Origin of the sequence: Pseudanabaena minima str. Chao 2107 (genome assembly GCF_051131155.1) — a bacterium.
Classification (GTDB): Bacteria; Cyanobacteriota; Cyanobacteriia; order Pseudanabaenales; family Pseudanabaenaceae; genus Pseudanabaena; species Pseudanabaena minima.
Genome location: NZ_CP159508.1, coordinates 2760672 through 2776560, shown reverse-complemented (window position 1 = coordinate 2776560; position 15889 = coordinate 2760672). Strand labels below are relative to the sequence as shown.

Genomic DNA, 15889 nt, shown 5'->3' with positions numbered 1-15889 from the left:
TTTGTTTGTTTATCAGTTGTTTTACACTCAGACAAAGCTAATTACAGAATCAACTTTATGCAGCTCTTGAAAATATAGACAAATTTAATTTGTCAACAAAAACACTATGTTTTGAGTTGATATAAAAATTGGTGGTAGTGATCAATAAGTTATGGCAGGAAGAGATTTATGCCATAGCATAAAAAAATTGTTGATTGAAGTTGATTCATAATTTGCTACAACTTTTGACGTTAGAGAAAACAACTATGTTTAACAACATTATTGGTAAGCAAGTACTTCGCAAAAGCCGAAATTTATTAATATCAAATGGAATATTAATGGCGGTTTTGGTAGGCGTAGCAGGATGGCAATATCGCTACTTATATAACTTTGCTCTTGGTCCGTTCCCAGTTGATGCGAAAAGTTTGGAGGGAATAAAATCTCTTGACGATAACCTACAGCAGTACATTACCGTCAAAGGAAATGCAATTGATGATACAGGTGTTCAACAAATTACTAAAAGAGTTCGTCGTAGTACTGGACAAACTATTAGTCAGTCTGTTTCCGCAAAATATCAAACTTTGCAACTTGACAAACGTATTCTATTAGTAAAGTCAGGAGTGAGTGGCAGTAGTACACAAGTTACAGGTGGATTGTCTGAGATTTCAAGCGAAATTAAAAGTAGAATTGTAACCCCAATTGAATCTCAAGATTCTAGTCTCAAAGGAGCTTTTTTACCTTTTATGCTAGATACCAATGACTATCGTTTGGGAGGATATGTTGTCCTTTTATTTGCAATTCCTCTGGCGATATTTAGCATTTGGCAAATTGTCTCAGCAATGCGTTGGCGATCGAATCTTGGCAATCATCCAATTTGCAAACATCTAGCAAAGCTAGGTGATTGGCAAACTCTAATTCAAGAAATTGATACAGAAGCAAGTTCAGGAATTAATACGATTACAATTGGCGGCAATCAATTAACACGCTCTTGGCTACTTCAGCTTTTGAAGACTGACTTAAAAGCTATTAAGCTTGATCAACTAGTTTGGGCTTACAAGAAGGTCACTTCTACTAAGTATGGCAAGATTTATAGTGCAGTACTCTATGATCGCTATGGTGAGGAGTATGGCTGTCCTTGTCCTAATGAAGCCGATGTGGAACTGCTGTTACAAGAAATATTCAATCGCTTTCCTTACTTAATATTGGGCTACAGTGACGAGCTTCAAAAAATGTGGAAGCGAGAACGGCAAAAAATGATCGATTCAGTCGATCAAACTCGCCAAGCGATATCTTAAAAAATTAAAAAACTGCACTCGGTGCAGTTTTTTAATTTATTTGCTACACAAAGCATTAATTTGATCAACAACCTCACTTTCTTTAGTTGATGCAGTTTCTAAATCTTGCTTGGCTTTAGTCATAGCATTGGCATCTTTAGCCTCAGTTGCCTTTACTTGCCCCTTCAGTGCTTGAGAAGCATCCCCATATACACCTAGCAACTGTGTTTGTAATTCCTTAAGCTTTGAGTCTTGGACGGCGATCGCCTGTACTTCTGTGCGAATTTGATCAATACTTTCAGCGAATGCGCCAAAGCCTGTAATATCCTTGGGGGCTGTCAGAGTATTAGTTTTATTGGCAATGGTAACAACTTTGTTACATTGGGAAATCTTACTTTCTCCACAACCATAGAGTATGATTCCGAGGCTCAAGGTCGCTACATAAAGGGCATTACGACGGTTGGAAGCAGTTGATAAACGATCAAATAGGTGCTTGGGAAATTGCGTTTGAAGTTGCATTTGGTAATTGCCGATAGTCCAAGGTGATTATTCTAGTGTCTAAAAATTCTAAAATGTTTTAGTTGATTAAGCTAATAACAGAGATTTGAACTATGTCCGACAATCGCAGAAGTCGTGCAATTACTGAAGGTGTTCAGCGATCGCCTAACCGCGCTATGTTACGCGCCGTTGGTTTCCAAGACTCGGATTTTACAAAGCCCATTGTCGGTGTTGCCAGCGCCCATAGCACAATTACCCCTTGCAATATGGGGATTGCCCCTCTTGCTATTCGCGCTGAAGCAGGAATTCGCGCTGCTAATGGGATGCCCCAAGTTTTTGGCACGATTACAATTAGCGATGGGATTTCCATGGGAACTGAGGGAATGAAATATTCACTCGTCTCCCGCGATGTGATTGCTGACTCCATCGAAACAGCCTGTACTGGTCAAAGTATGGATGGGGTTTTGGCGATCGGTGGCTGTGATAAGAATATGCCGGGGGCGATGATTGCTATGGCAAGAATGAACATTCCTGCAATCTTTGTCTATGGTGGCACGATCGAACCTGGACATCTTGATGGCGAAGATTTGACTGTAGTTAGTTCTTTTGAAGCCGTTGGTCAATATAGCGCAGGTCGAATTGATGAAGTCAGACTCAATTCAGTTGAGCGCAATGCTTGCCCTGGGGCTGGTTCCTGCGGTGGTATGTATACTGCTAACACCATGTCTTCAGCTTTTGAAGCAATGGGCATGAGCTTGATGTATTCCTCTACCATGTCTGCCGTTGCACCTGAAAAGGCAACCAATACTGAACTTGCTGGTACGGTTCTAGTTAACGCGATTCGCAATAATCTATTACCTCGCGACATCATCACTCGTAAATCGATTGAGAATGCCATTTCCGTAGTTATGGCTGTGGGTGGTTCTACTAATGCAGTCTTACACTTTTTAGCGATCGCCTATTCCGCAGGTGTGGAATGGCATCTCGACGATTTCGAGCGCATCCGCGAGCGTGTTCCCGTACTCTGTGACCTTAAGCCATCAGGAAAGTATGTAGCTACTGACCTCCATAAAGCAGGTGGTATTCCTCAAGTGATGAAGATGCTCTTAGTTCATGGCTTATTACATGGTGATTGCATCACGATTACTGGTCAAACCATTGAAGAAGTTCTCAAAGATATTCCTGCCGAGCCTCGCGCCGATCAAGATGTAATTCGTCCTTGGGATCGCCCCATGTACAAGCAAGGACATCTCGCAGTTCTGAGAGGAAATCTTGCTGAAGAAGGTGCAGTAGCCAAAATCTCTGGCGTAAAGAATCCGATCATTACTGGACCTGCGCGTGTTTTTGAATCAGAAGAAGATTCTCTTGCAGCGATTCTCGATAATAAGATCAATGCAGGGGACATTCTGGTAATTCGCTACGAAGGTCCTAAGGGTGGACCTGGGATGCGTGAAATGCTTGCGCCAACAAGTGCAATTATCGGTGCTGGTTTAGGCGACTCCGTAGGTTTAATCACCGATGGTCGTTTCTCTGGTGGTACTTACGGAATGGTGGTTGGTCACGTCGCCCCTGAAGCTTTTGTGGGTGGAACGATCGCTTTAGTCCAAGAAGGTGACTCGATCACGATTGATGCCCATCAGCGTTTGATTCAACTCAATGTCAGCGATGAGGAACTAGCTAGCCGTCGTGCGAATTGGAAGGCTCCTGCGCCTCGCTACACCAAGGGAGTTTTAGCAAAATATGCCAAGTTAGTTTCGACTAGCAGCAAAGGTGCAGTGACTGATTTAGACCTGTACTAAATTACTCCCTTTCCAGTGTGAAAATAGACATTAAAGCCCAAGAATTAGTGATGCGGCGCGAAGCGCCGCATCACTAATTCTTGGGCTTGATTTCACAGCCTTACAAGCGATATAAAATGACCTTAGTGGTGCAGAAAACTCTAGGCGTTTTTGAAACCCTTATCTAGCAAGGCTTTCAAAAAACAAGCGAATATAAATTTTTTGTGTAAGTGCATGTTCATAATGGCAACATCAACGAGTATAGGTGTTTGCAGGCTTGTCTTAAACTAGGTCTCACCATCTTATTTGATACGCCAAAAGTTTTCTGCACCACTAAGATAAAATGACAGATTTTCCGCCAACAAAAAAACAACTTAGACGCACATTGCTCAACCAACGTCGGCAAATCCCCCATGAAATTTGGCAACAAAAAAGTCAAGCACTATGCGATCGCCTCTGCGATTGGCAAATTTTTCAACAGGCGCAAAATATATTGACATTTAGCAGTTTTCGCCAAGAACCAGATTTAAGCCCCCTGTGGCAAATATTCCCTGACAAGAATTGGGGCTTTTCTCGCTGTGTCGAAAAAGATCTGATTTGGCATCAAGTGGCGATCGCTGATTTTGACAACAACATGCGATCGGGAGCCTTTGGCATTCTGGAGCCGCGCCATGACTTGCCCTTTATGGATTTACAGAATATTGATCTAATTTTGATTCCTGCGGTGGCTTGCGATCGCCAAGGTTATCGACTGGGCTATGGTGGTGGCTTTTATGATCGCTGGTTACCTAACTCTACAGGATTTAAAGCAGGAGTGATCTTCGATGAGTTTTATGTAGATGAACTGCCCCATGATGCTTGGGATGTACCACTAGATGCCATTTTTACTGACTCAAAAGCCTTAATGCTAGGATTACTTTAGCGTTCAACTGGTCAAATATGGCGATCGCATCAGACAAACCGCAAACAGACAAACCGCACATCAAATCCCATCATGATCTCTATGAAGAGGACTTCTGTCTGTGGATAGAGCAAGCATTGGTGTTGTTGCGCCAAGGCAAACTTAGAGATTTGGACTTGGAAAATTTGCTTGAAGAAATTGAAGACATGGGTAATAGCCAAAAACAATCACTAGAGAGCAATTTAAAAGTTATTCTCATGCATTTACTCAAATACAAATACCAACCCGAAAAACGCTCTAATAGTTGGCTATATACCCTAGCTGAGCATCGCCAGAGAATGCGCAAAGCTTTCAAAAATAGTCCTAGCCTCAAGAGACATTTTTTGCAGGAGTTTGCTGATGTTTATCTAGATGCCAAAAAACTTGCTGTGATCGAAACAGGACTACCAAGCCACACTTTCCCTCCAGAATCTCCCTTTACTCACGATCAAGTCATAGATGAAGAATATCTACCTGAATAGCAAAGGTTAATCAAGAACTGATTTTTGAGGTTGTGGCTACGCTGCACCACCAAAAATCGGTTCTTTGTTTGTACGGTAAGCCGATCTAGTTACTGACTCTTTTCGCAGTATATTGGCACTCAGTGAGACAGAGTGCTAACGCACGCAATGTGTGACTGAGTGAAATGAAAATTCCACCTTGAGTCATCACTTGCAAAGTCCGCTCTGATTAGATTTTAAGGAGGTATGGCATAGTGGCATCGTTAACCCTAAATACTGGTACATTACAACCTCTAGGCGATCGCCTATTGGTTAAAGTAGCAACAAAAGAAGAAAAAACTGTAGGCGGTATTTTCTTGCCAGACACAGCACAAGAAAAGCCCCAAATCGGTGAAGTAACTGCCGTTGGTCCTGGCGCACGCAATGATAAAGGTACTCGTGTAGCGCTAGAAGTCAAAGCAGGCGATAAAGTTCTTTACTCCAAGTATGCAGGCACTGAAGTCAAAATCGAAAGCGTAGATTATTTGCTCCTTGCAGAAAGAGATATTCTCGCGATCGTTGAATAGAGCTAAGAGCAATTAGCTGTTAGCGATTAGTGATTAGCTTTTTTGGATTGCTACTTCACTAGATTGATAAATGAACAGATATTTCTCAAGCTAAGAGCCGAAAGCTAAAAGCCTTCCAAGTACCAAATTACCAAATAAATTAAAAGAAAATGGCAAAAATCGTAGTATTTGATGAAGAATCTCGCCGCGCCCTTGAGCGTGGTGTCAATGCGTTGGCTGATGCAGTGCGCGTCACCCTCGGCCCCAAAGGTCGTAACGTAGTTCTCGAAAAGAAATATGGCGCTCCTCAAATCATCAATGACGGTGTGAGCATTGCCAAAGAAATTGAATTAGAAGATCCCTTAGAAAATGCAGGCGCTCAACTGATTCGCGAAGTTGCTTCTAAAACCAACGACGTAGCAGGCGACGGAACCACCAGCGCCACCGTTTTGGCTCAAGAAATGATTCGCGAAGGTTTGAAGAACGTTGCCGCAGGTGCAAATCCAGTGGGTGTGCGTCGCGGTATCGAAAAGGCAGTTGCTCATCTAGTTGATGTAATTGCTCAAAAGGCGAAAGCAGTTGACTCCAATGCTGAAATTGCTCAGATTGCTACCATTTCGGCTGGTAATGACTCCGAAGTTGGCGAAATGATCGCTCATGCTATGGACAAAGTTGGCAAAGATGGCGTAATTACTGTTGAAGAGTCTAAGTCCCTCACAACCGAATTGGAAGTTGTCGAAGGTATGCAACTCGATCGCGGCTATATTTCTCCTTACTTCGTCACCGACAGCGAACGTCAGTTGGTGGAATTTGAGAATGCCAGAATCTTGATCACTGATAAGAAGATCAATGTAATTCAAGACCTCGTTCCAATCCTTGAAAAAGCGGCTCGTTCTGGTTCTCCCTTGGTCATCATCTCTGAAGATGTTGAAGGTGAAGCTCTCGCAACTTTAGTGGTGAACAAGCTTAGAGGTTCTCTGAATATTGCTGCAATCAAAGCTCCTGGTTTTGGCGATCGCCGTAAAGCAATGTTGCAAGATATTGCCGTTCTTACCGATGGTCAAGTAATTTCAGAAGACACTGGTTTAGAACTAAGCGCTGCAACCCTCGAAATGCTAGGTACTGCTCGCAAGATCACCATTTCTAAGGACAAAACCACCATTGTTTCTGACGTTTCTAACAAAGCTAACGTTGACAAGCGCGTTGCTCAAATCCGCAAGGAATTGGAACTCAGTGACTCTGACTATGACAAAGAAAAGCTCCAAGAAAGGATTGCAAAACTCTCTGGTGGCGTAGCTGTAATCAAGGTCGGTGCTGCTACGGAAACCGAACTTAAGGATCGTAAGCTCCGCATCGAAGACGCTCTAAACTCCACCCGCGCTGCGGTTGAAGAAGGCATCGTTCCTGGTGGTGGTGCAACCCTTGCTCACCTCGCTGTAGAATTGCAAGGCTTCAAAGCAACCTTGAAGAATGAAGAAGCGATCGGTGCAGAAATCGTATCTCGCTCTCTCTCCGCACCTCTTCGTCAAATCAGCGACAACGCTGGTTTAGAAGGTACTGTTGTTGTTGAAAAAGTTAAGCAACTTCCTTTCAATCATGGCTTTGATGCACTCAAAGGCGAGTACGTTGACTTGATCGCGACTGGTATCATTGACCCCGCTAAGGTTGTCCGTTCTGCATTGCAAAACGCTGCTTCCGTTGCTGGCATGGTTTTGACCACTGAAGCTCTAGTTGTTGAAAAACCAGAGAAGAATGCTGGTGCTGGTGCTGCTGCTGGTATGGGCGGCATGGGCGGCATGGGTGGCATGGGCGGTATGGGCGGCATGATGTAATCATCGTCCATAGATTCCCCCAAAAAGGAGAGGTTACGCTTAGCGTAACCTCTCCTTTTTGGCGTTAAACTCAAGTGAAGTTATTACCAAAACTTGCTATGACTATTGCAAGCGATCGCCTAAATTTTGCGGAGTACCTCAAGTATATTGATGGGACTGACTATCGCTATGAGTTGGTAAATGGAGAGCTAATTCCGATGAGTCTGGGGACAGGGCAACATGGCGCAGTGATCAAGGTTTTGGAAAAAAATCTCGAAGTCGATATTGCTGAGCAAAATCAAGACTGGGCTGTATTACCTGCGTTAGTTGGTATTCGGAGTCCCAAAGGCGGCAGATGGGATACCTGTCGAATTCCAGATTTGGTAGTGATGCCAAAAGCTCAATGGCGATCGCTGCAAACTTGTGAGGCAATTATCGAAATCAATCAACCACCGCCGATTTTAGTTGTGGAAGTTGTAAGCGAGTCAACCAAAAGTACCGAATATCGAGCTAAGCGTGGTGAATATAGCGTATTAGGTATTTTGGAATATTGGGTTGTCGATCCATTGATCAAGAAAATCACCATTTTTAGGCTTGATGATGGCTGGTATGAAGTTAGTGAATATGTAGGTGATGAGATTACACAATCACCAACTTTCCCCAATTTGAAATTGACCGCCAATCAAGTTTTTGGCAACCTGCTAAAATGATTCGCAGCTTTTAATAACTTTAAAAATAATCATTTATGACGCAAGAGCCAATCTTAATTCCAGACCATTTAGAAGATGCTATCGAGCAAGCGATCGCCGCGACGCATCAGGCGATCGCCGATGGTGCTACTCGCGTCATTGCCGATCTACGATTTCCTGAACTCAAAGCATTGCCGATCGCCTATGAATTTGCGGCTAGTTTTAATCATCGCTATGGCAATGCATGGCAAGCCATCTTCTCGGACGCAGGAGCGGCGGCGCTAGCAAAACGTGAATGGGCAGATCTTGAAGTGTCAGTGCGTGGTGTCAACGAGGGACGCAGAGCCATTCGCGAAGAAGATCAAGCATTTCTCTTAATTGAGCCAACTTCGGTAGAAGTCGAGCAAGTGGAGAAACTTGTACAGTTAGCAGGCGATCGCCCCTTTGTAATGCTCAATCCTCGCCTTGAAAACAACGAGGTAGGATTGGGGCTAGCCGCAAGACAAATGCGCGATCGCTTCTTAAGTACTTTTGAGACAGCCTATTACATCAAACCACTAGAGCTTGGTGCATTATGGCGTTGCTATCCGCAAACATGGCAAGTCTGGCAACAAACTGAGGAGGGAATGCAACAACTTGCCGAAGTTGCTCAGCGTCCATCTAGTGATGACATTGATCGCTTGTTTCGCCAAAAGACTGGTAAGCAATCAGGTTCATTTTTAGGTCGTTTGCAACAGTTTTTAAGCGCTCTAGCAAGATAAAGCAATAGGTAATTATGGATGAATACACCTACCTCGCAGTTAATCGGACAACGAACATTAGCCGCGATCGCTTTTAGCGACATTGTTGGCTTCAGTGCCCTGATGGGAAAAGACGAAGTACATACTCTGCATTTAGTCGAACGTGATTTTCGGCAAATGACGGATTTATGTCAAAAGTTTGCGGGGAAGGTGTTAAAAACGACAGGTGACGGATTGCTAATGTACTTTGCGAGTGCAGTTCAAGCTGTTGAGTGTACCCGCGAAATGCAGACTGAATTTGCGAAAGCGGCTAAGACTTTACCAGTATCAGAGGTTTTGTCCCATCGCATTGGTATTCACTTGGGCGACGTTTTCTTTAATGAAACCGATGTAATGGGCAATGGTGTAAACATTGCGGCACGTTTGCAAGCAAAAGCTGAAGTAGGTGGTATTTGCATTTCCCAAGCAATTTATGATGTTGTCAAGCATCGCTTAGATTTAGATGTTACTTATTTGGGTGAATTAGAACTCAAGAATATCCAAGATCCTATTCCTGCTTATCAGATTTTAATTCCTTTTTTAGAGCGCTCATCACATAGTCAAAGCAATCAAAAAGATATTGCTACAAAGCCCACCAAAATAAATCGACTACTAACTCAGCAGGACTTTCGCGATCGCCAAATCATGCTTAATAAAGTGCGAAACTTTTGGGTTGAGGGGGTTTTAGAGACATCAATTCATGATAAAGCGTTGATCGAATTGGGTTTGCAAACAAGATTAGATGCGATCGCGCATCCTTGGCATATGGAATGGGCGACATCTGATCAAGCAAGGAAGCCTTTGCCAACGGGTACAAAAGAAATTAACCAATTTGATAGTTTAGGCACTGGTCGAACGCTGCTAATTTTGGGCGATCCTGGTGCGGGGAAAACGACGACGCTGTTGGAACTGACGCGAGAATTGATTGCCCGTGCCGAGCGGGATAGTGAATTGCCAATGCCGATTGTCTTTAACCTTTCTTCATGGCAAGACAAGCAGAGCTTAGCGGACTGGATGGTATTGGAACTAAATATCAAATATCAAGTGCCGAAAAAGATTGGTAAGGTATGGGTGAGCGATCAGCAAATATTGGCGATGTTAGATGGGTTGGATGAGGTGAGTAGCGATCGCCGTAATGCTTGTGTGGAGGCAATCAACCGCTTTCATGATGAATATGGACAAACGGAAATCGTAGTATGTAGTCGGATGAAGGACTACGAAGCTCTGGCACAACGGTTGCAGTTTCAGGGAGCAATTTTCATTCAGCCCTTAGAGGAAGCTCAGGTGTTTGAATATTTTGATCGCCTTGGTGCTGAGTTGGAGGGGGTGCGGGAGATGCTGACTACGGATGCGAAGTTATTAGAGTTGGCGAAGACTCCATTAATGGCAAATATTATGGCGATCGCTTATCGCGGTATGTCGGTGACAGATTTGATCAAGATGAGTCTGTCGGAAGATCACGTTCGGCATTTGTTTGATGCTTATATCGACCGTATGCTAAGGCGGCGACCTGACAAAAATTATTCGCCAAGCAAAGTAAAGAAGTGGTTAGGTTTTCTGGCTCAACAGTTAAAGAATGAGTCACAAACTGTCTTTTTGATCGAGAGAATCCAACCGAGTTGGTTAACAGGAAATGCCAGAGCGATTTATGCCACCTTAACAGCGATCATTCTAGCTCCGATTATTGCTTTGATCGTATTGCCTAGCTCCATTGGCATGTTGATTCAATTAATACCATCAAATACTATTGCTGTAGCAGATGGGTATTTCAAGAGTTTGGGTGGTGAACTTCCTGCCTTCTCTCTGATGCTTGCACTCGCCAATGGACTGAATTTATATGTTGGAGTCATTGCAGGTTCAATTCTACTTGGGTTTATTATTGCAATATTGTGGGGATTCACCTATAGATTCAACAACACAGAAATTAGTAAAACTGATATTTTTATTCGTTCTCTTGCTTGTCCATTTATAGTTTGTGGATTGGGGATCGCAAATATAATAAGAAATCCACTCTGGATATTTCTATTTGTAGTATTAGGCTTTCTCAGTAGTTTTATGATTTTTAGCATACTAGAAAAACCGATTAAGCCGACTGAAACCTTAAAGTGGTCTTGGAAATATTTCAAAGAAAATTTGAGTGCAGGGAGGGGGATTGGGCTGATATTTGGATTAATTGCAGGCGTACTTGTAACATTGATTGATATTTCGATATTTCTAATTTTGTATAGTCTAATGGATAAGATTAAATAGTTTTCATTGTTTTATTTTTTTAACTGCAATCATTTTTAAAATTTATACTGCATATTCCTCATAAATATGACTTTATCTAATCCCCTATTGTCCCTATTATTCTTAATGCTAATTAATCTATTAGTCTGTGGACTTATTGGACAACTAATTGGAGCTTTAATTAGCGGATTACTTGCAGGATTTGCTGGGGCAGAGCTCGAGCAAAGCACTATTCCTAATCAGGGTATAAGACAGTCAATCTCTAACGGTATAATTTTGGCAGTCATTGGTTCAGTTTTACTTTCATCTATATTTCCTCTGTTTGGTTTGCCAAGCATAATAGGAATGGTTTTGGGACTACTGCTTGGTTTATTTGCTTTAGAAGCAGCCTTAAAACATTTAGTTCTGAGAGTAGTCCTTTTTGTTGGTAGATGGAGTCCTTGGAACTATGCAAAGTTCCTTAACTATTCTGTAAATAGTGTTCTCCTCCAGAGAATTGGTGGTGGATATATTTTTGTCCATAGGAGTTTGTTAGAACATTTTGCATCTCTTCCTATTGGTTATAGTATTAGCAACCAAAATGAATCGAGCGAAACTACTTTCAAGAAGAGAAAGTTTATAATGCCAACTATTCTTACTTTGATATGTTTATCAATTGCTTGGTATGGATGGCAGTCTTGGATTGAAATTAATAGCAGTCCTACTGAATGTACGATTAGTAATATATCCGATCTAAGAAAGGGTATTAATCGGACTGCTACTTTTGCGCCTAATACTGATTGTGAAGCCATGCGTAAGCTAGCAGAAGAAGGAAAACCTTTACCAACAATATTACAACCCTAAAGCCTTGATTATAATTGCTCCCTACACAATGACATTCGTGAATTTGTATTTATCTGTTAAATCTTTTACTGAAACTATTTAAGAAATATATGTTTAATAAACTAGTCAATATTTATAGTTATTCTCCAAAAACATACAAAGACAAAAGAAATCGAATTCATTTTATCTTGTACTGGTTTAATATTATTAGTGTCAGCTTCTTGATTATATGGTTTATTGTTGGAAATATTTTTGCATACCAACTCGAACAGCCTGTCTTATTAGCAAAAAACGAGCTAGTTCGTCAACTCCAAAAAAGTGAGACTAATGTTTCTAGCTTGAGGCGTAAGGAACTACAAGAAAAGTTTAGTAAAATCATAGACATGTCGGATAGCGTACGCAGTGATTTATCAAAATATGTGGACGAATCTACTATTGTACCTTCTGTTGTTTTACAAAACTATCTTACATCCCAGTCAGAAAATTTAGCAGCGCTACGTGCTTACGTCCTTCAAAGTGATATTCCTGTTCAAGATAATTTAGATTTGGATATGTTTCTGAACATGGGAACTTTCGACAGTTTACCAAGTTTTCTTGTAGAGGCTACTTGGCAGCGCATATTAATCGCTGATGCAATTAACAATTATCGCCTTGGTAAGACTCAATCTGCATTTGATTCCTTAGAGGTTGCTTGGAGGCTTAATCAAGCTACTAGAAATCAACCTATTCTTATAAGTCAAATTGTTGCCATTATTTGCGATAGAATCCAACTACAAGGGATACGGAAGATCGATCGCATTCCAACAGTTTGGCAAAATAGATTAGTCTCTTTTGAAAGAAGTAAGTCGCTTTTTATGGCTACTCTAAAGCTTGAGATTTTCTCTCGGTACGGACTTATAAGGAACTTTCCCTTAAGAAAAGGAGGTTCAGCATTAGATGAAAAATCTGCCTCTCTCTTTAGTCGTCTTTTACAACCTTTTGTTCAACCATATTTCACACTGTCTGCTGTAGATAAATGGCAAGTAGAAATGCGAGAACTGGAAATGAGATTTAACCAAGATCCTTGTATTCAAGTTTCCTATGAGGATATTCCTCAAATTTCTTCATGGAATATCTTAGGGTTTGTCGGAGCATCCTCTAGCTCCCAGTTATATAAATTAACTAGGCGACAAATTGATATGGAATTAACCCAAAAAATTCTAAAGTTGCGTGAAGTGTCCTCTCAAACTGGTAAATTTCCTCAGACTTTGACAGGAATAGATTCTTCTGTAGTTTGTAAAAATCTTCGCTATGTCTACCAACCATCTCCCAATGGTGACGCAATGACAATTTCTCTGAGTAAGCAAAATAGACCCGAATGGCTAGTAGAGAGAACAGGTGATATACCGCTTAGCTACTCGACTAAACTTCAAAAGCTATAAACGTAAAACCCTCATTGGATTTATCAACAAATCGTCCCTGCATTTTGAGCTTTTGGTAAAGTACAGCCGAAGTCTCTCGCGTAGTAACAAATTACAACTCATTATCAAATTAGAAAATGCGATCGCATTCACAGCAAATTTGACAAACTAAAGTTACTTTATACTAAACGCGATGTGCAACTAAGAATTAAGAAACAACCAAGGATTCAAACTGTAAAGGATGAAGGGAGTGACGGTTGAGCCAAAAACAAAGAGTATGAGCAAGGATTTTACGATTAAGGCGACTAGAAAGATGCCAGATGTCCCTAGCCCAAACCTTATCAAGATGAAAACGAGCAACCAATTGAGCAATAACCGTCTCAATCAAACGCCGTACCTTGACAATCAATCTTACCCACCAACGAGGACGGGAATCATGCATATTCGAGCGCAGAGACGTTTGTAAATCAACGGCAAATGTCTGTAAATCCTGCTTGAGTGGTTGACTAAGATATCCTTTGTCCCCAATCAGGAAACCATGAATGTTGGAGACTAAATCCCAGAGAGTTTCTCGTTCATTGCCATTAGCAGGAGTAAGTGCAAACTGCGTAATTACACCACTACCACTAATGAGAACATGCCCATGAAAGCCATAGTAATGCATGTCTTTAGCTGCACAGTAACCATAGTCAGCAATATCTTCAAAGCTACGACAACGGGATGAACGACAGAGGTAACACAGAGGTATGGGTACTCCATCAATCAGATGTACATCATCATCTAAAGCACCTAACTGTTCAGCTAGTTTTTGTTGGAGTATCGCTTTGTACTGCCACAGATTAGCTGCCTGTCGGACAAAGGTGGTGCGACTTTTTAAGGCGGGAAACCATGCTTGCCAATGCTCGCGAAAATATTGCCAGATTCCTATATCGGTCTCTATTCCTCGATACTCAGCAACGATTTCCATCGTCATCACTTCGCTGTCACTTAGGGCTGGGGCAAATCCTTTTGCTCTGACTCCATGCTCTACCGTTATTTCTTTGAGTAACTCATCAATTTTGCAAAAGACGGCAATGATAAAATATTCTATAGAAAACATGATGCTCACCGCTAATGGGGTTAGTCCTATTTTCTAACACTTTCGGCTGTGAGTTTTTTTGCACTTTCTTAGTTGCACATCACGTCTCTGGATATTTTTGTTTTTTATATAGCAAATGTTCTTAGTACAGGACAAAAAGTTGCAAAAGTAGAGAGGAAGGGGTTTTATAAAAGGTAATTGCTCAACCTATAGAAAACAATGATTTGAGAGGATTCAAAGCGATAAGAATGGACTCAAAAGCAGAAAAGCCTTGTCTTTTTCCAGTATTGACAATGGAACGAACAGCCGCAAATAAGTCACGCCCCCAATCGGAGCGAAAACCATTCGTAACTTTTCTAAAAATGACACTCCAACGTAAAGCCTGTTCGCTAGAGTTATTAGTTGGCGGGATGGTGTGGTCATCCAAAAACAGAAATAAGTTTTCTCGTAATTCTAGATATCGCTTCTGTAATCTAAGTCCATCTTCTTGAGTAGGTAACAGAGCTAAAATATTGTCGAGGTCTCGATACAATCGACATCGATATTGATAACGAGTAGAGTCTAAATCCGACCATCGCCTTCGCAGCACCAAAGCTCGTAGCAGCAGCTTTTTCATCCTGCCAGAGAAAATCTGGTCTCCTGCATCAATTCCATACTGACAATCTCTGAGTTGATGGGCAAGACAAACTTGCCATTCTGTCGCTGGATTGGTCTTTTGGGCGCTAAACAAATCTGATACCCACACCTCTGGTTGATGCTCTGCCATCACTTCGGCGATGACATCTGCGCCTCTAGACGGTCGGATGATATGAAAACATACTTGTTCGTTCTGAAATACCCATTCCCATTGATTTTTACCGTTTACCCTTGCACTGGTTTCGTCACTGCATACTAGACGAGATGTTTTTAGGGCTTGGAGTATTCCTGTCACCTCCGACTCTAGTTGTCCTTTCACCCTTGTTAAGAGATTGGCGATACCTCCTTCTGATATCTCTAAGCCAAATACTTCACTCAGCATTTGCTGCATTCTTCCATAGCTTATACCGTGACTGTATCTCATCGTTGTCACTAGGGCAGCTATTCTTTCTCCAAAGGGACTTCCTACTTCAAGTCCTACGGGTAATGCTGCGATTTGTTCCTGTCCACAATGCTCACACTTGCATCCATACCTTTCGATTCTGGTAACGATGGGCTTGATTGGTGGTATATCGATCTTGTCGTATCGTTCCAGTAATACCTGCATTGATTCAGCGATCTCTTTCCCACATTCTGCACAACTTTTTACAGTTGCTTTGAGCGTTTGGTCTGGATTTTCACTCAGTTGACGACCTCCTCCATCTCTTCCTATACTTCCTGCTCGTTTGCCTTCTGTTTCTTCTGGATTATTGATTTCCGCTTTAAATCCTTTGGCTGGTGGCAAACTTGAGTTCTTTGAAGTCTTCTTTGGTTTCTTTTCTAACTGTTTCTGTAGTTTTTGTAGTTCTTCCCATAACTTAACTATCAAGGCTTCTTTTGCCTCGTCTGTTAGTTCTTTTAGGTTGGGTAGTTCTTTCATTTCTTTAATTTATCAGCTTTTGCCCCTTTGTCAATTTTCCTACGTTGAGCT

Annotated in this window: 14 protein-coding genes; 11 read left to right on the top strand and 3 right to left on the bottom strand. The window is 41.8% G+C overall.

Annotated elements, in window-relative coordinates:
• Window positions 1–245: 245 nt before the first annotated feature.
• Window positions 246–1274: a DUF6709 family protein gene (locus tag ABM313_RS12620; protein ID WP_434683556.1), complete on the top strand. Its 1029-nt coding sequence runs from the start codon at window positions 246–248 to the stop codon at window positions 1272–1274.
• Between the two features lie 36 nt (window positions 1275–1310).
• Here ABM313_RS12620 and ABM313_RS12615 read toward each other — a convergent pair whose 3' ends face one another.
• Window positions 1311–1772: a hypothetical protein gene (locus ABM313_RS12615; protein ID WP_434683555.1), complete on the bottom strand. Its 462-nt coding sequence runs from the start codon at window positions 1770–1772 to the stop codon at window positions 1311–1313.
• A gap of 92 nt (window positions 1773–1864) precedes the next feature.
• On the opposite strand from ABM313_RS12615, the gene ilvD reads away from it, so the two are divergent.
• The 10 genes from ilvD to ABM313_RS12565 all read left to right on the top strand — a co-directional run bounded on the left by ilvD (window position 1865) and on the right by ABM313_RS12565 (window position 13226).
• Window positions 1865–3550: a dihydroxy-acid dehydratase gene (ilvD, locus tag ABM313_RS12610; protein ID WP_434683554.1), complete on the top strand. Its 1686-nt coding sequence runs from the start codon at window positions 1865–1867 to the stop codon at window positions 3548–3550.
• 322 nt (window positions 3551–3872) lie between these two features.
• The gene (locus ABM313_RS12605; RefSeq protein ID WP_434683553.1) at window positions 3873–4451 is read left to right on the top strand and encodes a 5-formyltetrahydrofolate cyclo-ligase; all 579 of its coding nucleotides are present in this window, start codon (window positions 3873–3875) and stop codon (window positions 4449–4451) included.
• 17 nt (window positions 4452–4468) lie between these two features.
• Window positions 4469–4951: a DUF29 domain-containing protein gene (locus ABM313_RS12600; RefSeq protein WP_434683552.1), complete on the top strand. Its 483-nt coding sequence runs from the start codon at window positions 4469–4471 to the stop codon at window positions 4949–4951.
• 233 nt (window positions 4952–5184) lie between these two features.
• On the top strand, window positions 5185–5496 hold the full coding sequence (gene groES / locus ABM313_RS12595; protein ID WP_190577849.1) for a co-chaperone GroES: 312 nt from the start codon (window positions 5185–5187) through the stop codon (window positions 5494–5496).
• 149 nt (window positions 5497–5645) lie between these two features.
• Complete coding sequence (gene groL, locus ABM313_RS12590; RefSeq protein WP_434683551.1) at window positions 5646–7307, top strand: chaperonin GroEL; 1662 nt, start codon at window positions 5646–5648, stop codon at window positions 7305–7307.
• Between the two features lie 98 nt (window positions 7308–7405).
• Window positions 7406–7996, top strand: coding sequence for a Uma2 family endonuclease (locus ABM313_RS12585; protein WP_434683550.1), 591 nt, complete (start codon window positions 7406–7408; stop codon window positions 7994–7996).
• Between the two features lie 35 nt (window positions 7997–8031).
• Window positions 8032–8736, top strand: coding sequence for a DUF1995 family protein (locus tag ABM313_RS12580; protein ID WP_434683549.1), 705 nt, complete (start codon window positions 8032–8034; stop codon window positions 8734–8736).
• A gap of 18 nt (window positions 8737–8754) precedes the next feature.
• The gene (locus ABM313_RS12575; RefSeq protein ID WP_434683548.1) at window positions 8755–11004 is read left to right on the top strand and encodes an adenylate/guanylate cyclase domain-containing protein; all 2250 of its coding nucleotides are present in this window, start codon (window positions 8755–8757) and stop codon (window positions 11002–11004) included.
• 66 nt (window positions 11005–11070) lie between these two features.
• Window positions 11071–11826: a hypothetical protein gene (locus ABM313_RS12570; protein WP_434683547.1), complete on the top strand. Its 756-nt coding sequence runs from the start codon at window positions 11071–11073 to the stop codon at window positions 11824–11826.
• Between the two features lie 89 nt (window positions 11827–11915).
• Window positions 11916–13226: a hypothetical protein gene (locus ABM313_RS12565; RefSeq protein ID WP_434683546.1), complete on the top strand. Its 1311-nt coding sequence runs from the start codon at window positions 11916–11918 to the stop codon at window positions 13224–13226.
• Window positions 13227–13413: 187 nt separating this feature from the next.
• Here ABM313_RS12565 and ABM313_RS12560 read toward each other — a convergent pair whose 3' ends face one another.
• Both ABM313_RS12560 and tnpC read right to left on the bottom strand, forming a co-directional pair.
• A complete protein-coding gene (locus tag ABM313_RS12560; protein WP_434683545.1) occupies window positions 13414–14304 on the bottom strand; it encodes an IS982 family transposase in 891 nt (296 codons plus the stop codon).
• A gap of 181 nt (window positions 14305–14485) precedes the next feature.
• Window positions 14486–15838, bottom strand: coding sequence for an IS66 family transposase (tnpC, locus tag ABM313_RS12555; protein ID WP_434683544.1), 1353 nt, complete (start codon window positions 15836–15838; stop codon window positions 14486–14488).
• Window positions 15839–15889: the final 51 nt, after the last annotated feature.